This is a genomic window from Flavobacterium sp. LM5 (genome assembly GCF_002017945.1).
GTDB classification, from domain to species: Bacteria; Bacteroidota; Bacteroidia; order Flavobacteriales; family Flavobacteriaceae; genus Flavobacterium; species Flavobacterium succinicans.
Genome location: NZ_MUFX01000003.1, coordinates 150999 through 173303, shown reverse-complemented (window position 1 = coordinate 173303; position 22305 = coordinate 150999). Strand labels below are relative to the sequence as shown.

22 protein-coding genes and 1 tRNA gene are annotated in these 22305 nt (G+C 35.0%); 13 read left to right on the top strand and 10 right to left on the bottom strand.

Annotated features, from left to right (window positions below; all coding sequences use genetic code 11):
• Positions 1-6 precede the first annotated feature (6 nt).
• The 9 genes from murG to BXU11_RS11410 all read left to right on the top strand — a co-directional run bounded on the left by murG (position 7) and on the right by BXU11_RS11410 (position 8834).
• Positions 7-1098, top strand: coding sequence for an undecaprenyldiphospho-muramoylpentapeptide beta-N-acetylglucosaminyltransferase (gene murG / locus BXU11_RS11450; RefSeq protein ID WP_078212628.1), 1092 nt, complete (start codon positions 7-9; stop codon positions 1096-1098).
• Between the two features lie 36 nt (positions 1099-1134).
• The gene (murC, locus tag BXU11_RS11445) at positions 1135-2484 is read left to right on the top strand and encodes a UDP-N-acetylmuramate--L-alanine ligase (RefSeq protein ID WP_078212627.1); all 1350 of its coding nucleotides are present in this window, start codon (positions 1135-1137) and stop codon (positions 2482-2484) included.
• On the top strand, positions 2471-3193 hold the full coding sequence (locus BXU11_RS11440; RefSeq protein ID WP_078212626.1) for a cell division protein FtsQ/DivIB: 723 nt from the start codon (positions 2471-2473) through the stop codon (positions 3191-3193). The genes murC and BXU11_RS11440 overlap by 14 nt, the downstream gene beginning before the upstream one ends.
• A 6-nt stretch (positions 3194-3199) precedes the next feature.
• On the top strand, positions 3200-4597 hold the full coding sequence (gene ftsA / locus BXU11_RS11435; protein ID WP_078212625.1) for a cell division protein FtsA: 1398 nt from the start codon (positions 3200-3202) through the stop codon (positions 4595-4597).
• 79 nt (positions 4598-4676) lie between these two features.
• A complete protein-coding gene (ftsZ, locus tag BXU11_RS11430; RefSeq protein ID WP_078212736.1) occupies positions 4677-6629 on the top strand; it encodes a cell division protein FtsZ in 1953 nt (650 codons plus the stop codon).
• Positions 6630-6825: 196 nt separating this feature from the next.
• Entirely contained in the window at positions 6826-7275 is a 450-nt protein-coding gene (locus BXU11_RS11425; protein WP_078212624.1) for a GatB/YqeY domain-containing protein, read from the top strand.
• A gap of 62 nt (positions 7276-7337) precedes the next feature.
• A tRNA-Arg gene (locus BXU11_RS11420) sits at positions 7338-7411 on the top strand.
• A gap of 69 nt (positions 7412-7480) precedes the next feature.
• On the top strand, positions 7481-8290 hold the full coding sequence (locus tag BXU11_RS11415; RefSeq protein ID WP_078212623.1) for a zinc-dependent peptidase: 810 nt from the start codon (positions 7481-7483) through the stop codon (positions 8288-8290).
• A gap of 124 nt (positions 8291-8414) precedes the next feature.
• Positions 8415-8834, top strand: a complete 420-nt coding sequence (locus BXU11_RS11410) for a CBS domain-containing protein (protein ID WP_024982299.1) — start codon at positions 8415-8417, stop codon at positions 8832-8834.
• 62 nt (positions 8835-8896) lie between these two features.
• On the opposite strand, the gene rpe is transcribed toward BXU11_RS11410, so the two are convergent.
• The 10 genes from rpe to BXU11_RS11355 form a co-directional block, all read right to left on the bottom strand.
• Positions 8897-9562, bottom strand: a complete 666-nt coding sequence (gene rpe / locus BXU11_RS11405; protein WP_024982298.1) for a ribulose-phosphate 3-epimerase — start codon at positions 9560-9562, stop codon at positions 8897-8899.
• A 550-nt stretch (positions 9563-10112) separates the two neighbouring features.
• The gene (locus BXU11_RS11395) at positions 10113-10976 is read right to left on the bottom strand and encodes an RNA polymerase sigma factor RpoD/SigA (protein ID WP_007804760.1); all 864 of its coding nucleotides are present in this window, start codon (positions 10974-10976) and stop codon (positions 10113-10115) included.
• A gap of 151 nt (positions 10977-11127) precedes the next feature.
• Complete coding sequence (locus BXU11_RS11390; RefSeq protein WP_024982296.1) at positions 11128-11376, bottom strand: hypothetical protein; 249 nt, start codon at positions 11374-11376, stop codon at positions 11128-11130.
• A 151-nt stretch (positions 11377-11527) separates the two neighbouring features.
• Positions 11528-12274: a LytTR family DNA-binding domain-containing protein gene (locus BXU11_RS11385; RefSeq protein WP_078212621.1), complete on the bottom strand. Its 747-nt coding sequence runs from the start codon at positions 12272-12274 to the stop codon at positions 11528-11530.
• A gap of 1 nt (position 12275) precedes the next feature.
• Complete coding sequence (locus tag BXU11_RS11380; RefSeq protein WP_078212620.1) at positions 12276-14000, bottom strand: tetratricopeptide repeat-containing sensor histidine kinase; 1725 nt, start codon at positions 13998-14000, stop codon at positions 12276-12278.
• A gap of 108 nt (positions 14001-14108) precedes the next feature.
• Positions 14109-14558, bottom strand: a complete 450-nt coding sequence (locus BXU11_RS11375) for a hypothetical protein (protein WP_078212619.1) — start codon at positions 14556-14558, stop codon at positions 14109-14111.
• A gap of 198 nt (positions 14559-14756) precedes the next feature.
• Positions 14757-16892 carry a polyribonucleotide nucleotidyltransferase gene (locus BXU11_RS11370; RefSeq protein ID WP_078212618.1) on the bottom strand — a complete coding sequence of 712 codons (2136 nt, stop codon included), beginning with the start codon at positions 16890-16892 and terminating at the stop codon, positions 14757-14759.
• A 246-nt stretch (positions 16893-17138) separates the two neighbouring features.
• The gene (rpsO, locus tag BXU11_RS11365; RefSeq protein WP_024982291.1) at positions 17139-17408 is read right to left on the bottom strand and encodes a 30S ribosomal protein S15; all 270 of its coding nucleotides are present in this window, start codon (positions 17406-17408) and stop codon (positions 17139-17141) included.
• A gap of 157 nt (positions 17409-17565) precedes the next feature.
• Positions 17566-18510: an energy transducer TonB gene (locus BXU11_RS11360; RefSeq protein WP_162150407.1), complete on the bottom strand. Its 945-nt coding sequence runs from the start codon at positions 18508-18510 to the stop codon at positions 17566-17568.
• A gap of 10 nt (positions 18511-18520) precedes the next feature.
• Positions 18521-18976: a GAF domain-containing protein gene (locus BXU11_RS11355; RefSeq protein WP_024982289.1), complete on the bottom strand. Its 456-nt coding sequence runs from the start codon at positions 18974-18976 to the stop codon at positions 18521-18523.
• Between the two features lie 55 nt (positions 18977-19031).
• On the opposite strand from BXU11_RS11355, the gene xrtF reads away from it, so the two are divergent.
• The 4 genes from xrtF to BXU11_RS11335 are packed head-to-tail and all read left to right on the top strand — an operon-like array spanning position 19032 to position 22277.
• A complete protein-coding gene (gene xrtF / locus BXU11_RS11350) occupies positions 19032-19598 on the top strand; it encodes an exosortase family protein XrtF (protein WP_369803208.1) in 567 nt (188 codons plus the stop codon).
• Positions 19573-20013, top strand: coding sequence for an exosortase F system-associated protein (locus tag BXU11_RS11345; protein ID WP_078212617.1), 441 nt, complete (start codon positions 19573-19575; stop codon positions 20011-20013). Before xrtF ends, BXU11_RS11345 begins: the two co-directional genes overlap by 26 nt.
• 52 nt (positions 20014-20065) lie before the next feature.
• Complete coding sequence (locus BXU11_RS11340; RefSeq protein ID WP_078212616.1) at positions 20066-20893, top strand: ATP cone domain-containing protein; 828 nt, start codon at positions 20066-20068, stop codon at positions 20891-20893.
• A 28-nt stretch (positions 20894-20921) separates the two neighbouring features.
• Complete coding sequence (locus tag BXU11_RS11335; RefSeq protein ID WP_078212615.1) at positions 20922-22277, top strand: MBL fold metallo-hydrolase RNA specificity domain-containing protein; 1356 nt, start codon at positions 20922-20924, stop codon at positions 22275-22277.
• Positions 22278-22305: the final 28 nt, after the last annotated feature.

Sequence of the window (22305 nt, the reverse complement as noted above, 5' to 3'; positions counted from 1 at the left end):
TTAGAGATGTCAAAATTTAGATTCATATTAAGTGGTGGCGGTACTGGAGGACATATTTATCCTGCAATTGCAATTGCGAACGAGTTAAAAAGACGTTTTCCTGAGGCGGAATTTCTTTTTGTTGGTGCCAATGATAAGATGGAAATGCAAAAAGTACCTCAAGCCGGATATGATATTAAAGGGCTTTGGATTGCAGGATTGCAAAGACGATTGACGCTCCAAAATGCTATGTTTCCTTTCAAGGTGATCAGTAGTTTGTGGGATTCTCGAAAAATTTTAAAAGAATTCAAACCTGATGTTGTTATTGGAACTGGAGGTTTTGCGAGTGGTCCTTTATTAAAAATGGCGAATACTTTAAATATTCCGACTTTAATTCAAGAACAAAATTCATATCCAGGAATTACAAATAAATTGCTCAGCAAAAAGGCCTCTAAAATATGTGTAGCCTACAATGATTTGGAGCGATTTTTTCCTGCCGAAAAAATGATTTTGACTGGAAATCCAGTACGACAAGATTTAATTGATGTCTCATCTAAAAAAGAGGAGGCTGTTGCCTTTTTTAAATTAGATCCTAATAAAAAAACAATTCTTGTTTTAGGAGGTAGTTTAGGGGCTCGACGCATCAATCAATTAATCGAAAAAGAATTGAAATTTCTTTTGGCTCAGCAAGTACAAATCATTTGGCAATGTGGGAAATTGTATATTGATCAATACGCTAAACATACATCAAATCAAGTACATGTTGTGGCGTTTATTGAACGAATGGATTTAGTGTATGCTGCCGCTGATCTTGTGATTTCAAGAGCTGGTGCTTCTTCGGTTTCGGAGTTATGCATCGTGGGTAAGCCTGTGATTTTTATTCCTTCGCCTAATGTAGCCGAAGACCATCAAACAAAAAATGCACAAGCCATAGTCGATAAAAAAGGGGCAATCATGATAAAAGAAGCCGCTTTAGAGTCTGAATTTGGTATTGTGATAGAAGCGTTATTGAAAGATAAAGGTAAACAACAGCTTTTAGGCGATAATATAAAAAAACTAGCCATGCCAATGGCAACGATCAAAATTGTAGATGAAATTGAAGAATTGTTGAATAGATAGAAAGACAATTTGTTAAATGCAAAAAAAAATAGAAACATGAACTTATCACAAATACATAACGTTTATTTTATTGGAATAGGAGGTATTGGGATGAGTGCCTTGGCTCGTTATTTCAAGAATATAGGAAAACAAGTGTCGGGTTATGATAAAACACCTTCGATCTTGACCAATGAACTTATAGCAAGTGGGATTGAGATTCATTTTGAAGATGAAATTGCATTAATTCCAGAACATTTTAAGTCAGAAAACACTTTGGTTATCATTACTCCAGCTGTACCAAAGTCACATTCGGAGTGGAATTATTTTTTAGATCAAAAATTTATTGTAAAAAAACGTGCTGAAGTTTTAGGTATAATTACCAAAAACACCTTCAGTTTTGCCGTAGCTGGAACGCATGGTAAAACAACGACCTCCAGTATTTTAGGCCATATTTTATATGAAAGTGGAGCCGATGTGACTGCCTTCATTGGTGGAGTTGTGGAGAACTACAATTCAAATTTAATTGGTTTAGGTAAGACAATTAGTGTGGTAGAAGCAGACGAATTTGATAGATCTTTTCTACATTTGCACCCCGATATTGCCTGCGTTACCTCAATGGATGCCGATCATTTAGACATTTATGGAACAAGTGATGCTATTGAGGATTCTTTTAGGGAATTTGCGAATAAAGTAACCGATAAAACTAAGTTGTTTATTGCTAAAGATTTACCTCTTGAAGGGATGATCTGTGCCATTAACGAAGACGCTACTTTTAAGGCTTTTAATATAAGGGTTGAAGGTTCTAGTTATGTTTTTGATGTGCAAACACCAACAGAAGTGATCGCTAATCTTCGTTTTGGGTTGCCTGGAAGACATAATTTAATGAATGCTTTGATGGCATTAGCTATGGCTAAAACCTACGGTACACCAACCGCAGCGATTGCCAAGGCATTGTCGACTTTTAGAGGGATTAGAAGACGTTTTTCATATCAGATCAAAAAATCTGATTTTGTTTATATAGATGATTATGCACATCATCCAACAGAAATTAATGCCGTACATCAAGCGGTAAGAGAATTGTATCCAGGACAAAAAGTTTTGGCTGTTTTTCAACCGCATTTGTTTAGTCGAACTAAAGATTTTGCGGATGATTTTGCGACCAGTTTGTCGCAGTTTGATGAGTTATTGTTGTTAGATATTTATCCAGCGAGAGAACTTCCAATGGAAGGAATTACCTCGCAATGGTTATTGGATAAAATGACATCAACTAATAAAAAATTAATTATGAAAGACCAATTGATTCCTGCTTTAAAAGGGTCTGATGCCACAGTGGTAGTGACCATTGGTGCAGGAGATCTTGGCGAAATGGTTCCATCAATTAAAGCAGCACTTGATGAAACGCGTTAATTGGTCTTTGATACGCTTGGTGATCCTTGTGATTGGAATCATTTTTTTGTATTCTTTTACAGGAAAACGCAACAGAGAACGAAAAGTAGCAGGAGCAGTAGTTGTTTTTGTTGGTAAAAACCCGCTTTTTGTACAACAAAAAACGGTTAATAAAATGTTGATAGAAAATAGAACTGATCCAAAAACTATTGAAAGAGATGCCTTAGATTTGAATAAACTCGAAAAAATCATTGACTCACATCCAATGATTGAGAAATCACAAGTGTTTGTGAGTGTTGATGGTACGTTGAAAGCAGAAGTCAAACAAAAGACTCCTATTGCAAGAATCAATGAACGAGGCCGGGAATATTATATCGATTATAATGGTGTCAAAATGCCTTTATCGTCTAATTACACGGCAAGAGTACTTCTAGTTTCAGGTGAGATAGATGATCAAAACAAAGAAGGATTAGTGGAGCTATTCCGAATGATTTATGACGATCCTTTTTTGAAAAAAAATATCATTGGAATACAAATTATGCCGAATGATGGTGTAGTGATGTTAAATAGAAATTTTAATTATCAAATAGATTTTGGCCAAGTAATAAACGTTGAACAAAAATTTAAAAATTATAAAGCTTTTTTTCAAAAAGTTGCGTTGGATAGTTCAATTACAAAATACAAAAAAATTGATCTTCGGTTTACGAAACAAGTAGTGTGTACTAAATAATAGAAAATGGAAAAAGAGAATATTGCGGTAGGTCTAGATATAGGAACAACCAAAATAGTTGCCATGATTGGCAAGCGAAATGAATATGGGAAATTGCAAATTTTGGGAGTTGGTAAGTCCAAAAGCCTAGGTGTGGCTCGTGGTGTAGTAAATAATATTACCCAAACGATACAATCCATTCAACAAGCTATTCTTGAAGCCGAAAATAATTCAGGTTATAAAATTAAAGATGTGGTGGTAGGTATTGCAGGTCAACACATTCGTAGTATTCAACATAGTGACTATATCAGCAGAAATAATCCAGAGGAAGTTATAGGAGACTGTGATATTGATTTACTTATTAGTCAAGTGCATAAATTAGCCATGCTTCCGGGTGAAGAGATTATTCATGTTTTGCCCCAAGAATTTAAAATTGACGGACAATCCGACATCAAAGAGCCCGTTGGAATGTATGGAGGTAGATTGGAAAGTAGTTTTCATATCGTAGTGGGACAAGCTTCGTCTATACGTAACGTAGGGAGATGTATACAAAGTTCAGGTATCGAATTATCAGGGTTAACATTGGAACCTTTGGCTTCTTCCGATGCTGTTTTAAGTCAAGAAGAAAAAGAAGCAGGTGTTGCATTGATTGATATTGGAGGGGGAACCACAGATTTAGCCATTTTTAAAGATGGTATTATCAGACACACTGCTGTTATTCCATTTGGTGGGAATGTAATCACAGAAGACATTAAAGAGGGCTGTTCTATCGTAGAGAAACAAGCCGAATTGTTGAAAGTGAAGTTTGGATCCGCTTGGCCAGGTGAAAATAAAGACAACGAAATTGTTTCTATTCCTGGAATACGAGGTAGAGAGCCTAAAGAAATTTCGTTGAAAAACTTGTCAAAAATCATTCATGCTCGTGTAGTAGAAATCATTGAACAAGTTTTCGCTGAGATTAAATTATACGGACACGAAGATCCTCGTAAAAAGTTAATTGCTGGTATTGTATTAACCGGAGGTGGTGCACAATTAAAGCATATCAAGCAGTTAGTAGAATATATTACAGGTATTGATACTAGAATTGGGTATCCAAATGAACATTTAGCGGGTAACTCAGATGAGGAAATTTCTAGCCCTTTGTACGCAACCGCCGTGGGATTGGTCATGAACAGCATTGAGAAAAAATCGCAAAGCGCCGTTAAAATTGAAAAAGCACCAAGTATTGATAGAATTCCTGTTTACAGAGAACCGGCGCCAGAAGTGCTTTCAGTTCCAATTGTTGATGAGATTGCTCAAATTGAGACCAAACCACAACAAGAAAAACATATTCCAAATGGTGAATCCACTGAAAACAAAATCAGAAGATCATTTTTAGACAAATATGTCGATAAAATAAAGGAGTTCTTAGAAAACGCAGAATAATTAAAGAGTCAGATTTCCTCCTTTTTTGCCCCAAGCAAAAGAGCTAAAAATAAAAATAGAATATCAAAAACCCAATAAGATGACAAGCAACTCAGAATTTGGAAGCATTTCATTTGATTTGCCAAAAAACCAATCAAATGTAATTAAAGTTATTGGCGTAGGTGGTGGTGGTAGTAATGCCATAAATCACATGTTTAAACAAGGAATTAACGGTGTGGATTTTATCGTTTGTAACACCGATTCTCAAGCCCTACAAAACAGCCCAGTTCCCAATAAAATTCAATTGGGAGTACATTTAACAGAAGGTTTAGGCGCTGGTGCAAACCCTGATGTAGGACATCAATCTGCCATTGAGAGTATTGGTGATATCGAAAAAATGTTAGACAGTAATACCAAAATGGTGTTTATCACTGCGGGTATGGGTGGAGGTACCGGAACTGGAGCCGCTCCCGTAATTGCGCAGCTGGCTAAAGAAAGAGATATACTGACGGTTGGAATCGTAACTTTACCGTTTTTATTCGAAGGTAAAATACGTCAAGAGCAAGCGATTATTGGTATCGAAAAATTGCGTAGACAAGTGGATTCTTTAATCGTAATTAACAACAATAAACTAAGAGAAGTTTATGGTAATTTAGGTTTCAAAGCTGGTTTTTCTAAAGCTGATGAGGTTTTAGCAACTGCTTCTAGAGGTATAGCCGAGGTAATTACGCATCATTATACACAAAATATCGATTTACGCGATGCCAAAACGGTACTTTATAATAGTGGAACGGCTATTATGGGGTCAGCGAATGCGTCGGGTGAAAACCGAGCGAAAGAAGCTATTGTTTCTGCTTTGGATTCGCCGCTATTAAATGATAATAAAATTACGGGTGCCAAAAATGTATTGTTGCTTATCGTTTCTGGTGCTAACGAAATAACTATTGATGAGATTGGTGAAATTAATGATCATATTCAAAATGAAGCAGGTCATAATGCCAATATTATCATGGGTGTGGGTGAAGATGATTTGTTAGGGGATGCCATTTCGGTGACTATTATTGCCACTGGATTTGACGTAGAACAGCAAAATGAAATTGTAAATACTGAGCCAAAAAAAATCATCCATACACTTGAAGAAGAGCAACGAAGTGTTCATAATTTAATTAGTACGCCAGTTACCAGTTTTAATAGTAATGAAACGAGTAAAGAGGAGTCAAATGAGCGTGTAGTTTTTGAATTAGAAGAGGAAATCGAGGAAGAAGAACCGGTTGTTTTTGAGGTTGCAAAACCAGCTATTAATAATGATGAGTTGATGGTTATGTCTGAATTTATCAAAAATTTAGATGTTACTTTTGAAATTGTTTCACCAATAGAAGATTTGGATTTTACTATTGCCTTGCCTTCTAAAGAAGAAGTGCAATTACCTGAAGCAAAAGCAGCAGCGGAGGATTCTCAAACAGCTTTTTCTTTTGATTTGCCAGTAGCTTCTAAGCCTGCTTTTGTAGTGCCTGTTGCACCGAAAGTGGAGGAGAAATTAATTTTTGAATTGACAAACGAAGCCAATGATATTCATGTTGTACAACCAGTTCAATTTGTTCCAGTTACTGAATTATCCGATAATGGCGTTGTAAGATATTCTTTGGAGGAGTATATGGAAGTAGAAAATGATTTTCTACAGTCAAAACCAGTAGCCAAAAAAGAAGAGGAAGTTCCAGCTGAATTGAATATCACAATGAAGCAAGTGCCTTCTGTTGAGCCACATGCTATGCCTGCTGAAGCTATATCTCCAATGGATATGACCATTGAAGAAACTTTACGTTTTAGAGCAGAAGAACGAAGAAAGAAATTAAAAGAATTCAATTATAAGTTTCACAATAATGTAACTCGGATTGATGAATTAGAGCGTGAACCTGCTTATAAACGTCTAGGAGTTGAATTGACTAATACACAAGCGGTAAATACAACTTCAAGAGTGTCTGTGAGTACGGATAGTAATAATGATTTGCAATTTCGTTCTAATAATTCTTATTTGCATGACAATGTAGATTAAGTATTATTCTAGAATATATCATAAAAAAAAGCCTGATATTTTCAGGCTTTTTTATGGACAAACTATTATTTTCGTGTTAGGGTTAAGAGTTGTTATTGCCATTAAATTGTTCTAAATTTGCAACGCTTTAATGATTTCTTTTCAAGAAAAGCGTAATAGCAGGTTAGGAATTACAAATACTTAAAATAACGATACAATGAGTTTATCAGTACGTATCATGGACGATATTAAAACCGCCATGAGAGCAAAAGACACTATGGCTTTGGAAGCTTTAAGAGCAGTGAAATCTGCAATACTTTTAGCGCAAACTGAAAGTGGTGCTAAAGAAGAAATTTCCGAAGAAGAAGAAATTAAATTGTTGCAACGTTTGGTAAAACAAAGAAAAGATAGTGCAGCGATCTATACTAAACAAGGAAGAGCTGATTTGGCTGAACCAGAGTTGTTACAAGCGGCTGTAATCGAGAAGTTTTTACCAGAACAATTGAGTGAAGCTGAAGTAGAAGTTGTGGTGGCTAAAATCATTGCTGATAATGACGCTTCTGGAATGGCAGCTATGGGTAAAGTAATGGGATTGGCTTCTGCGGCATTAGCAGGGAAAGCTGATGGAAAAACGATATCAACAATTGTAAAAAAATTATTGTCTTAATTTTTTAATGAACGCTAAGTTTTTTCAACTTGGAATTTTAAAAAATTAATTTGGTAAGGTAAGACTGCGTAGTTCAACTGGATAGAATATCAGATTTCGACTCTGAGGGTTGCAGGTTCGAACCCTGCCGTGGTCACAACAAAGGATGAGGAATGTATGTTTCTTGTCCTTTTTTTATGAAATAATTATTTTGTAAAGGCAAGAAATGGAAATTTTTTTAGTGCAAATTTTACTTGGATTTATTGGATTGGCATTTGTTTTCTTTAGCATCCTTGAGCCAATTTATGTGTTTTTTTATAATAAACCATTGCTAGTCCATTGGCATTTGTTTCCAACGCCTATTGCTGAGGAGCAAAGAAGTTTTTTAAGTCTAAATTTCCCTTTCTATGTTAGGTTATCCCCTAGCAAGAAACGGGTTTTTGAACACAGAATAAATAAGTTTATTGAAAAGTATGAATTTATTGGACACGAAATAAACATCACCGAAGAAATGCGGTTACTTGTTGCTGGAACTTATGTGATGTTGACGTTTGGGATGAGGCATTATTTAAGTGATTTGTTTCATATAATTCTTGTTTACCCAACGGTGTATTATTCTACTTTAAACGATTTGTATCACAAGGGAGAGTTTAATCCTAGAATGAAGACTGTTGTTTTTTCTTGGACAGATTTTTTGTCGGGACATGGAGTAGCTTCGGATAATATAAATTTGGGATTACATGAATTTACTCATGTATTGCATTTTCATTGTTTAAAGAAAAACGATGTCAACTCGGTTATTTTTCAAGATGAATTTGAAGCGATACTCACTATTTTTAAAACACCACATTTGATTCAAGCAATTAATGATAAGGCTTATTTTCGAAAGTATGCTTATGAGAATCAATTCGAGTTCATTTCTGTTCTACTTGAACATTTTTTTGAAACCCCTAAAGATTTTGAAAAAAATCATCCCACCTTATACGGACACGTTAAACGAATGATAAATTATAATGAAAAGAATTTTATAGCCTAGAAAAATTTTTAGCAAAAATCTTAATCACGATAATTTAAGTAAAACAATTGACTTCTCGTCTGATAATCATCAGGATTTTTGATTTTTTTTTACTATAAATTTGAGAATAGTAAAAGTTAGGATTATGAAAAATACTGTCCCCGTTTCAAAAATTATGTCCAAAAATTTGGTTAAGCTTCACTTGTCGGATGATTTAACTAAAGCTGAAAGTTTGTTCAAACATCATAAAATTCGTCATATACCCGTTGTTAGAGGTAATAAAATTTTAGGTATATTAAGTTATACGGATTTGCTTCGAATTTCTTTTGCAGATGCTATTGACGATGATGAGGAAGTGGTGGATACCACCGTTTATAATATGTTTTCAGTTGAGCAAGTTATGGTTAAAAAAGTCACAACAATATCACCTGAAACCTCCATTAAGGAAGCCGCCGAAATATTAACCCACAATGATTTTCACGCGTTACCCGTTTGTGAAGGAGAATTGTTGGTTGGAATAGTCACAACAACTGATTTAATCCAGTATTTAATTGATCTGCATTAATAAACAAAAGGCTGTATCCTAAAACATAGGTTACAGCCTTTTGATTACAACTGTTTTTTGATTTAAAAAGCCGTGATGGTCTTTAAATCAGCGATAGTTTCTGTTGGGTTGTTGGCTTTAAAAACAAAACTTCCTGCAACCAATACATCGGCTCCGGCTTCTGCTAATTGTTTTGCGTTTTTGTTCGTTACTCCACCGTCAATTTCGATGATGGTGTTGGCGCCTTTTTTTATAATCAAATCTTTTAGTTTACTTACTTTAGTATAGGTATTTTCAATAAAGGATTGTCCTCCAAATCCTGGATTTACACTCATAATACAAACCAAATCGATATCATTTATCACGTCTTCTAATAAATCGATAGAGGTATGCGGATTAATGGCTACACCAGCTAGCATCCCTTCAGCTTTAATAGCTTGTAAGGTACGGTGAAGATGATTACAAGCTTCGTAGTGAACCGTTAATACATTGGCCCCAAGTTCAGCAAAAGTTTTGATGTAACGATCTGGGTCTACAATCATCAAATGGACATCAATTGTTTTAGTGGCGTGTTTTGCGATAGCCTCAAGAACTGGCATACCAAACGAAATGTTGGGTACAAAAACGCCATCCATGATGTCAATATGAAACCAATCAGCTTGGCTTGCATTAATCATTTCGATATCACGCTGTAAGTTAGCAAAATCGGCTGCAAGAACCGAAGGCGCTATAAGGGTGTTTTTACTCATTGTTGTGTTGTGTTATTTTTTTGCAAATATAATTTTTTTAATCGCATAGTTCGCAAAGATTTTTTTCTGAAATCAAAGCCATTTCGCAATCATTGAATGATAGTCGTTTTCAAGATTTTTCTCTTGGTTTCAAAAAAAAAATATGTGGAGTGTTAAAAAAAAAACAAAACTCCGGATACCCGAGCGAAGCGAACTGACTGGAGTTTTGTTTGCCCTGCAAAAAACAAAACTCTGGATACTCGAGCGAAGCGAACTGACTGGAGTTTTGTTTGCCCTGCAAAAAACAAAACTCCGGATACCCGAGCGAAGCGAATTGACTGGAGTTTTGTTTGCCCTGCAAAAAACAAAACTCCGGATACCCGAGCGAAGCGAATTGACTGGAGTTTTGTTTGCCCTGCAAAAAAACAAAACTCCGGTAATCAGCCGGAGTTTTCAATCATCAATCAAAAAACGAACAGTTAATCAGACCGTCGTTACTTTTAAAATTCCATTTTTTGAAATTCTAAATGCCAAAAATAATAAAATTTGGATTTGGAATTTACTTTTGAATTTATCCTAAATAGGTTTTTAAGATTTTACTTCTAGAAGTGTGTTTTAATCTACGGATAGCTTTTTCTTTAATTTGACGCACACGCTCACGAGTTAAGTCAAATGTTTCACCAATTTCTTCTAAAGTCATTGGGTGTTGATCACCTAAACCAAAATACAAACGAACTACATCTGCTTCTCTTGGAGTAAGCGTTTCTAAAGAACGCTCAATTTCCGTACGTAATGATTCGTGAATTAATTCTCTATCTGGGTTTGGAGATTCTCCTGAACGTAAAACATCATAAAGGTTAGAATCTTCTCCTTCAACTAAAGGGGCATCCATCGATAAGTGACGACCAGAGTTTTTCATAGACTCTTTTACATCATTTACAGTCATGTCTAACTCTTTTGCAATTTCTTCTGCAGAAGGTGGGCGCTCATTAGATTGCTCTAATAAGGCGTACATTTTGTTGATTTTATTGATAGAACCAATTTTGTTCAAAGGTAAACGAACGATACGAGATTGTTCTGCTAAAGCTTGAAGGATTGATTGACGAATCCACCATACTGCATACGAAATGAATTTGAAACCACGAGTTTCATCAAAACGTTGTGCTGCTTTAATCAATCCTAAGTTTCCTTCATTGATCAAATCGGGCAACGTTAGTCCTTGATTTTGATATTGTTTGGCAACAGAGACTACGAAACGTAAATTAGCTTTAGTTAGTTTTTCTAAGGCTCTTTGATCACCGGCTTTTATACGTTGTGCTAATTCTACTTCTTCATCGGCAGTAATTAAGTCTACCTTTCCTATTTCTTGTAAGTACTTGTCTAATGATGCAGTTTCACGATTGGTTACCTGCTTGGTGATTTTAAGTTGTCTCATGGTATTTGTCTCCTTATTGTTTAAGTGTACAAATCTTATACGGTAAGAGTGGTTTAAAAGTTACAATTTATGATGTTTTTTTTAAATAAATTAAAAAGCCCTCTGCTAAAGTACTAACAGAGGGCTTGTGTATAGGAGTTTATGTTGGTGATTACAAAAAATCATTTGGTGTTTGTAGCATATCATCAAATAATTTTTTTAGAGATTTAATATATAAAGGGAATCCTATCGCTAAAAAAAGATATTCTTTGCGTAAAACTGTCACATCGTCTAAAATTTGATACAAACTAGGTACTATGATCAGTAACGAAACTAGAATTCCAATCCATGGATTTAGTTTGATAGTTAGAAGTTGTTTCAAAAGTCTCATTTCAAATTGGTTTTTTGCTGCTATACTCATTTTAGTTGCTTTGTTAATGATGGTGTAAAAATACTTTTGTTATAAAGATTTTTGGAAGCGATTGTCGTGAGGCTCCTTTTTTTTGCCATGAAAGCACTTCTTAGGGTTTACATCAAAAAAAAAAAATCTCCTTTTGAGAGATTTATTTGTTTTAAGACAAAATATTCATTTTCTTAATGAAGTCTTTGTAGGTGTCGCTTAAGTTGACTTTGTGTCCGCCTTGTACGATGATTAAATTGTCGGCAAGGATGATTTCTTCGATTTTGTTTATATTGACCAAGTAATTTCGATGGGTTTTGATGAATTCATTAGGATTGAGTAAGCCACTGATTTTGGTCAACGAAATTAAAATCACAAATTTTTCTTTTTCAGTAATGATGTTGCAATACCGTTCTTCCACTTCGATGTAGAGGATGTCTTTTAGGGCTACTTTTTTTAAGGCATTTTTTTTCTTGATGAACAAATACTCATGGCTTACCACGGTATCTTGTTCTTCGCTTTGAAAGACTTGGCTTTGGGCATAAAATTTTTCTACTGCCATTTCAATAGCATACAAAATTTCTAATGGGTTAAAAGGTTTCATCAAGAAACTAAACGGTTTGGTGAGTTTGGCTCTTTCGAAGATTTGACGGTCTTGCGAACTGGTCAAAAACACAAAAGGCTTTATAGTATTGGGAACTATGCTAATCGTTTCAGCAAAAGCAATGCCGTCGGGTTTTCCATCCAAAAAAACATCTATAATGGCAATATCTATCTTTTCATTATAAAACAGCGTTAAGGCTTCTTTAAAGGTTCTTGCTACACCAACGATGTTGTAGTTGTTTTCCAAAAGTACTTTGCTCAAGGCGTTGCTTTCTTCTGGCGTATCTTCTATGATTAGAATGTTGATGGTGTCCATATTATACGGTTTTTGGGAATGATAAAATCATCTTAGTGCCTTTGTTGAGTTCGCTTTCTATGGCCAGTGTTCCGCCATTTTTTTGGATCATTTGTTTGCATAATTGCATGCCGAGTCCTGTTCCTATGATTTCTGAATTGCTTTTCTTGGCCAATAGTTCGTTGTCTTCTAATAACTCTGCTATGGTTTCTGGACGCATCCCGATGCCTTGATCTTCAATGATGAATTGATGGAACTCGGATGGGGTGTCTAGGCTATAAAAACGAATGCTGCTGTTTTCTGGAGAGAATTTAATAGCATTATCCAACAAGTTGCGCAAAATGATTTTTAACGAATCGAGATCTACGAAGATAAAGCAGTTTTTGGATACTTCGTTTTCAAAGGCAATTGTTTTTTCTAACAGTAAGGGTTTGTAGCTGTATTCTATTTGTTGTACAATAGAAAACAAATGCACCGAATCTTTATGAAAATACAATTGTTGGGTTTGTAATAACGCCCAATGCAACAAATTATCTAGTAGACTATAAGCGCCATTGGCAATCGCGCTATTTTGATGAAGGAGTTTGTCGAGTTCGTCGTAGTTTTTGGATTCTAGGGAGCTTGTGAGTTTGGTGTTGCTGGTTTTGAGTGCATTGACGGACGAACGCAAATCGTGACTTACAATAGAAAACAGTTGGTCTTTGGTCGCGTTGAGTTCGTCTAGTTTTTCTTTTTGGCTTAAAATGATTTTGGTATTTTTTACTTTTTGTCCATAAACATAAACACCACCGGTTAAAAGGAGTAGTAAACCTATGGTAGAAAAAAACATGGTATTGCGTTGCGTATTTTTTAATTCATTCTCTACTTTGAGTACCGAGATTTGTTTTTGTTTTTGAGCTACGGCATATTTTTTTTCATAATCTGCGACTGCCCAGACCTTGTTTTGGTTGTTGAGGGAATCTTTCCATTGACCGTATTCTTTACGATAGATTAAGGCTTGTTTGAAATTGCCGCGATTTTCTTCGACGACAGCCATATTTAAAGAAGCCCTCCTTTTATTATCAAAATCTTTTATTTCTTTAGGTAAAAAATACGCCTTCTCAAAATAAGTAATCGCTTGAGCATCTTTGTACTGTTCGTAATAAAGATTGGCGATATTAGTATATATCATAAAAAGAGACACCTCTTCTTTCTTTTGTAATTCGAGGCTTTTAAAGAGGTATTCTTCTGCTTTTTTAAAAGATTTAAGATGGATGTAATACGTTCCTATGTGATCATATAATGAGCTTATTTTTATTCCTTTCTGACCTAAATTGGATTCGTTTATTGCTTTTTCGGTATAAAAAATTGCTGTTTTTAATTTATTATTTCGATAATATAACGAACCCATTTTTATATTTACTAAGGGATAAAAAAAGAAATCTTTATTTATTAATTTTAATTCTTTTTTTGCTTCATTATAAATTTCTTTTTCAATTAAACATAATGCTCGTAAATAATGGCAATAATCATTTAATTCTTTGTTTTTTCTGAAACTCAATTGTTTCATCGTGTTTACTAAGGTAGAATCACATTCTTTTTTTAAAAAAAAATATTTTGCTTTGTTGAAATAGATTTCATCCTGGTATTGAATCGCTTTTTTTTTCAAAGCACTAATGAAAACTTTATTGGTTAATTCTGTTTGTGATAACAATACATTGGGAACTAAGAACAATAAAAAAATAATAAATTGCTTCAATTGAATCATTATAAAGGACTAGTTTAATTTTATACGAAAATACAGTAACAAATCACATCTTAAATGATGTTTGTACATTTTAAGATGTGATGTTTATTTATGAAAATATTTACAATATTATTTTACTACTGTCTCTGTCCCTCTTGAGATTTTGGGATCTTCATCAAGTCCTCCGCCTAATTGCTTCCCTGAAGAAGGTTTGGTATCTACTAGGTAAGAAACTACTTTTTTTACGTTTCCTAAAGGAGGATCATAAGAATCCGAAGTATAATCAAATTCTACATACCAAACATCACTAGATTCAGGGGTGCCTAAATCGAAATTTGCTTCGAAATAAACATTTAATAAATTGTCATTAGGGATTACATTTATGGCAGGTTCGCCAATTTCCCCCTCAGCATTGATATAAAGTGTAGCTCTAATTTTTAAGATTTCAGGTATTGATCCTGATGCAGGTATAATTTTAGCGCTTACCAGTGGAGCAATAGGTATTTCAATATCTGAAGTGTCTTTAAAAGTAAAAGGAGTTGTGTTAATTTTTGTGTTTTGAATAACTGTAAATGCCATGTCTAATACTTGTTTATAAGGTTAATAAGGTTAAAGATATTTTTTTTATATCAATTAAATGTAAAGTCGTTTATTTATTTTTAATTTTTATTGTGAAATTCACAGATAGCCCTAGGATGTTGCTAATTTTTATGCAAAAAAAAGCCCCTTAGTCATAATGAATAAGGGGCTTTTGAATAGTGACCTTTACTTAAATCGTTATTCTTTTTTCTCTTCGCGTGGAGGTCTAGGCAACAATGCTTTTCTTGATACTTTTTCTTTTCTTGTTTTTGGATCAAGACCAAGATATTTTATTTGAAATATGTCACCCATATTAACTACATCGGCAACATTTTCAGTACGTTCCCAAGCTAACTCAGATACGTGTAATAAAACTTCGTTTCCAGGGGCAGCAGTATATTCTACCACAGCACCAAAGTCAAGCATTTTGATTACTTTCACTTCATAAGCTTCCCCCATTTGTGGTTTGAAAGTGATTGATTGGATTTTGGCCAATACCGCTTCAATTCCAGCAGGATCCGTTCCTAAGATTTCGATAACCCCTTGTTCGTCTACTTCGTTGATTACGATGGTAGTTCCTGTAGCTTTTTGTAATTCTTGAATTACTTTTCCACCAGGTCCAATCAAAGCGCCAATAAAGTTTCCAGGAATGGTTCTAGTGATGATTTTAGGAGCATGTGCTTTAACGTCAGCTCTAGGTGTAGCGATAGTTTCAGTCAATTTGCCTAAAATATGCATACGTCCGTCACGAGCTTGGTTAAGCGCTTGTTCCATGATGTCATAACGCAATCCATCAATTTTGATGTCCATTTGACAAGCTGTGATACCGTCAGCAGTTCCAGTTACTTTAAAGTCCATATCTCCTAAATGATCTTCGTCACCTAAAATATCAGACAATACCGCAAATTTTTCACCGTCAGTAATCAATCCCATAGCAATTCCAGAAACTGGTTTTACCATTTGAACTCCAGCATCCATCAAAGCCATCGTGCCTGCACAAACGGTTGCCATTGAAGAAGAACCGTTAGATTCTAATACTTCAGAAACAATACGGATAGTATAAGGACAATCTGCAGGAATCATGTTTTTTAACGCACGTTGTGCCAAGTTTCCGTGACCTACTTCTCTTCTTGAAGTTCCTCTTAATGGTTTTGCTTCACCAGTAGAGAAAGGAGGGAAGTTATAGTGTAAATAGAATTTCTCTTCTCCTTGTTCTGATGGAGAGTCGATTTGGTTAGCTTCTCTAGAAGTTCCTAAAGTTACCGTAGCCAAAGCTTGAGTTTCTCCACGAGTAAATAAAGAAGAACCGTGTACTCTTGGTAAATAATCTGTTTCACACCAAATTGGTCTAATATCAGTTGTTTTTCTACCATCTAAACGTACCCCTAATTCTAATACGACATTACGAACCGCTTCTTTGTTGGTTTTGTAAAAATATTTAGAAACTAAATCGCCATCAGCAGCTAATTCTTCTTCAGTAAATAAAGCTTTTACTTCTTCTTTTACTTCAGCAAATGCGGCACTTCTTTCGTGTTTAGCTGATCCAACTTTTGCAATAGCATAAATTTTATCGTAAGCAGCAGCTTTAACTTTTTTGTAAATTGCTTCGTTTTCTTTTTCTCCTTCGTAAGTACGAATTTCTTTTTTACCAAAAGCAGCTTGCAAACGCAATTGTGCTTGAATTTGAACTTTAATCGCTTCGTGAGCAAATTTGATAGCTTCTACCATTTCTGCTTCCGAAATTTCTTTCATTTCACCTTCTACCATCGCTACAGAATCCATAGAAGCTCCAATCATCATGTCGATGTCAGATTTTGCTAGGTCTTCTCTACTTGGGTTGATTACAAATTTTCCGTCGATACGCGCTACACGCACTTCAGAAATTAAGTTGTAAAATGGAATGTCTGAAACCGCTAAGGCAGCTGATGCGGCTAAACCAGCTAAAGCATCTGGCATAACTTCTTCGTCATGAGACATTAATTGAATCATAACTTGTGTTTCAGCATGATAGTCATCTGGGAAAAGAGGACGTAAAACACGGTCAACTAATCTCATGGTTAATACTTCGCTATCGCTAGGACGTGCTTCTCTTTTGAAGAAACCTCCAGGAAAACGACCAGCTGCTGCAAATTTTTCGCGGTAATCTACTGTTAAAGGTAAAAAATCTACTGCTGGGTTGGCGCTACGTGCTGAAACTGCTGTTGCAAGGATCATCGTGTCGCCCATTCTTACTACAACAGATCCATCGGCTTGTTTGGCTAAACGACCTGTCTCGATTGTGATGCTTCTGCCATCACCTAAATCGATACTTTCTACAAATAATTGTGGAATCATACTTTTTTTCTTATTGGATTATACAATGGGTTTTAGTTGTGTTGTAGTTGTTGTGTGTAGTTATCGTCTAAAACCCAATGAAAAACCAAACTTTTTTATCAGTTGCAAATATAGCAAAAGACAGCTATACATTTATATAAATTTGACTTCTTATCCTGATGATTGTCAGTTGTTTTTGAAAAATTTAATAACTGCATGTTTTAAATAAAAAAAGAGGCACTTTCGCACCTCTTTTTTGTATATTGATTATTTTCTAATACCCAATACTTTGATAATCTCACGGTATCTGTTGATTTCTTTCTTTTTCAAGTAATCCAACAAAGCTCTTCTTTTACCTACTAATAGTACCAAAGAACGCTCAGTATTATAATCGTGACGATTTTTTTTCAAGTGCTCAGTAAGGTGGCTAATTCTGTGAGTGAATAAAGCGATTTGTCCTTCTGCAGATCCAGTGTTTTCTGCTTTTCCTCCGTGTTTAGCGAAAATTTCCGCTTTAACTTCTTTAGTTAAATACATGCTAATATTATTTAAATGATTTTTATGTATGTCGAACAACTCTTGTAAGACGGGTGCAAAAGTAGAAAATAATTTTGACTAGAACAAAAGAAACGTTTCTTTATTTTTAGAGTTGACAAGTGGTTAGGTGTTAGTTGTTTAAAAACACTGCGATAATTTATTCAAAGGCAATAGGTAATGTGAAATGTGTTTTAACAGTAATGCCTCTGTGTTTTCCTGGTATCCAGTTTTCATATTGAGCAATTAATTTTACAGCATTCTCTGTAATGCCATATTGGTCTCCTGTATAGCAAGAAACATTTTCTAATTTACCGTTTTTGTCAATATCAATGTTAATGATTATTTTGCCTGTAACTTTACCATTGATGTTTCTTGGAATGATGTCGTTTTTTTTTAAATAATTATAAAAATCATTCATGCCTTTTTTGGGATGTGCTCTTTCGTTGACTACATTGTAAGTGAATTTGTTATTCAAAGAGTCAATGCTATGGCCTACAACTAGTTTTCCTTTGTTGAATTGTTCGGTAAAACTGACTTTTTCCTTTATTAAATGTCCTCTCCAAATACCTTCTTTTAAAAAGTTCTTTATTGTGCCAGTAGAGGTTTGATCGTTCCAGCCTTCTTCTACATATTCTCCCTCGCCATTTGTTACTTTTTGTACATTATTTTCATCAAAATAGTTAAGAATTTTCAGTGTAGACTCTTTTTTGTTTTTGCTTACTTCGAATTCTGATTCTAATTTGAGAACTCCATTTTCGTGATAATAATATTGCTTGTCTACGAGTATATTATTTTCATAGTTTGCTACTCGTTTTTTTTTGCCATTTTCATAGTAATACAAGCATTTACCGTCTAGGACAACTTTGTCTTTGTTTAAAGTAGTTCCTATTAGATATATTTTGCCTGATTTGTAGTATATCTTTATGGGATATGCTTTTTTATTCGTGTCATATTCTTCAACTTCTTTGATGTATTCAAAGTTTTTTTCGTTGGATGTAACTAGATATTTATCGATGTGAAATAATTTCTTGGTGCCGTTTTGGGAATAAATCGTTGAGGAAATTAATAGAAGCAATACGGCAAAACGTTTTTTTACACTCATAAAAAATGATTTAAAATAGTTTCGCAATTTCTTCATTCACAAACTCCAAGAATCGTTCGTCAGCTTCTGTGAAAGGATCAATCACATGGCTATCAATATCGATTTGACCAATGTTTACACCATTTACGAATAGTGGCACCACAATTTCTGATTTCACTGTAAAGCTACAGGCAATATAGTTGTCCTGTGCGGCTACATCAGGAACCACAAAGTTCGCATTCGATTCAGCTACTTGTCCGCAAATTCCTTTGCCGAAAGGAATCACCGTATGGTCGGTTTCAGCGCCCACATAAGGGCCTAAGTGTAAGGTTTTGGATTCGTGATTGGCAAAGTAAAAACCTACCCAATTGTAGTATTCAATATTTTCGTTCAATAGTTGGCAAATGGCCAGTAATTTTTCGTCTCTTGAAGTAGTATCGTTATGGGTAATAGCGATTACTTTTGGTTGTAATTCTTGGAAGGTCATTTTTTTATTTTTTTAAACAAAAGTATTTAATGCCAGTATTATAATTTGCATAAATTTGAAAAAAAAATCAATTTTGAGGAACTATTGGACATTGTATAAGCCTTTTTTGCAATTCATAGGGGCTTTTTTGTTAACATTTATCGGGCTTACTCTTTGTTATCAGTGGTATTTGTCCAGATTTGATGGAGATCAGTTAGATGGTATCACACGTCTTGTGGCTAGTCATACCAAGAAAATGCTACAAATCTTGGTCCCCAATAGCGATGTTGTTTATCGAGAAAATACAAAAATCAGTATTTTGTTATATATGAAGGAAGTCGCTCGAATCATTGAAGGGTGCAATGCGGTAAGTGTAATGATTCTTTTTGTTTCTTTTGTGATTGCTTTTGCGGGACGGTTTAAGACTACTTTCTTTTTTTTACTCGGAGGCTGTGTGTTGATCTACGTGCTAAATGTAATGCGAATAGTGTTTTTGAGCCTTCTTTTGTATCGTTTTCCTGCATATGAGCACCTTTTGCATGGTGTGATTTTTCCGCTATTTATTTATGGTGTTGTTTTTATTCTTTGGTTTGTTTGGGTTAACTACTTTTCTACTTATGCTAAAAAAAATACTTCAAAATAAAGGCAAAATCATGCTCGGATTGCTGCTGGTTTTTCTTTTAGCGCTAATTCGTGAATTTGAAAACCAACTGTTTTATGATCCTTTTTTGGTCTTTTTTAAAAGTGATTTTGCTGGTTTATCCTTGCCGCAATATGATTCGTTTCAGTTGTTTTTGGGATTGTTTTTTAGGTTCGGATTGAATACATTGGTTTCCTTGGGGTTATTGTATGTTATTTTTGAAGACAAGGATATGCTTCAGTTTTCGTGTTTACTTTTTGCTGTTTTTTTTGTCTTATTAGTGGGTGCCTTTTTTTTCCTTCTTTCTTTTCAAAATCAAAACTATTTACTTCTTTTTTATGTGCGTAGGTTTTTGATTCAACCTATTTTTATCCTGCTTTTTATCCCTGGATTTTATTATCAAAAAAAGGTTAAGTAACTAATTTATAGCTATCTTTAGTTGGATTTAGAGTTAAGTAAACTAAAGTGCGATGAAAGTTGTTAAATATTCAGGAGATACCGTTGATTTTAATGCTGATAAATTATTGAAATCATTACGCAAAGCCGGTGCAAATAGGGAACAAGCTGATCAAATTATTGCTGCCATCAGTGCACAACTTTATGATGGAATGGCGACCAAACAAATTTATAAATTAGCTTTTGGGTTGCTGAAGAAAAATTCAAATGCACATGCAGCGCGGTACAACTTGCGTGAAGCCATACGAATGTTAGGTCCTGCGGGTTTTTATTTTGAAAAATATATTGCCCGTCTTTTTGAATCGGAAGGCTATCGAGTGCAAACCAATTTAGTTTTACAAGGAAAATGTGTTACACATGAAATAGATGTTTTGATTCAAAAACACTCAGAATTCGGAATGATTGAATGTAAGTTTCATGCGGGTAGAGAAGTGGCTTCGGATGTAAAAGTCCCGATGTACATTTTGTCAAGATTCAATGATTTAAAGACGAAATCGCATCCTTTTTTTAATACTCAAAGCCCTTTGAATTCTTGTTGGATAGTAACCAATAACCGATTTACAACCGATGCCATCACTTTTGCAAACTGTTCTGGATTACAACTTTTGAGTTGGAATTATCCTGAAAATAATGGCTTGAAATCCAAAACAGACCAAAATAAATTATATCCAATTACCTGTTTGACGACTTTGTCTGTGGCCGAAAAGGATCATTTATTGCAAGAAGATTTACTCTTGGTAAAAGATGTTTTGACCCATTCTTCGGTTTTGAATACGATTGGTTTGAGTCCAAATAGGATACAAAATGTACTCAAAGAAGTAAGAGATTTGTGTGATAACTAGCATTTAATTTAAAAAAAAAACATTCCTCATGAAAATTACATGTATTGGAGGAGCAGGAACCGTAACAGGTTCTAAAACGCTCGTCGAAAGTAACGGAATTCGCATTTTGATTGATTGTGGGCAGTTTCAAGGGATTAAGCCCTTGCGAGAATTGAATTGGGAGCCTTTGCCAGTTTTGCCTTCGTCGATAGATTTTGTTTTGTTGACTCATGGACATTTGGATCACTGCGGTTGGTTGCCAAGATTGGTCGATCAAGGTTTTAAGGGAAAAATTTATTGCACGAGCCCTACTGCAGCGATCGCCAAATTAATTTTGTTGGATAGTGCTAAAATTCAAGAGGAAGAAGCCAACAAAGCCAATGAAGGTCATTATTCAAAACATCAAATTGCTGAGCCGCTTTATACTGTAGCTCAAGCCGAACGCGTGTTTTCCCATTTTAGAGTGATTCAGCCTAAAACGGCTATTGCTTTGGATGCTGAAATTGAAGCTGTTTTTAGTAATGCAGGGCATATTTTAGGCGCTTGTAGTATCGAATTGCATTTAGAAAATCAATATTTGGTTTTCTCTGGAGATATTGGAAGGGATAACGATGTTTTGATGTTTCCACCGACGCCTCCGCTGCGAGGTGATTATTTGTTTTTAGAAAGTACGTATGGCAATAAATTGCATCCAGCAACCGATCCTAAGCTGGAGCTAGAGTTGTATATTAACAATGCTGTAGCCAAAGGCGGAACGGTGATTTTGCCCAGTTTTGCTGTCGAACGAGCGCAAAGTGTGATGTTCTTGTTGTGGCAATTGAAAGAAGAAGGTCGAATTCCATCGGTGCCTTATGCTATTGATACACCAATGGGAATTAGTGTTTTGGAGATTTTTGAGAATAATAGAAAATGGCATAAATTGTCTGAGGAAGAGTTTGTGGGGATGTGCAACATGTTTACTATGGTAGCAGATTATCAAGAAACTATGGATATCATTTTCAACAAACAGCCTAAAGTGGTCATTGCAGCAAGCGGAATGATTACCGGAGGTAGGGTTTTGACTTATTTAGAACGCTACATTGGGCTCCCTGAAACTACAGTGATTATTATTGGCTATCAAGCCGAAGGAACTAGGGGTAGAAAATTGTTAGAAGGTGCAGAGGAGATTAAAATCCGTGGTAAATATTATGAGGTTAAAGCCACTATTCTTGAGATTGAAGGATTATCGGCACATGGTGATCAAAACGATTTGTTGCGTTGGCTCTCGTCTTTGCAAAATAAACCCAAAAAAGTGTTTTTGGTTCATGGTGAGAATCAACCGGCGGATGAACTTCGAATTAAGGTTCAAGAGCGGTATGGTTTTGAATGTGTGGTGCCTTTGATGGGACAAGTGTTTGAGTTGTAATTTTAACAAATATTTTGACTGCTTTAGT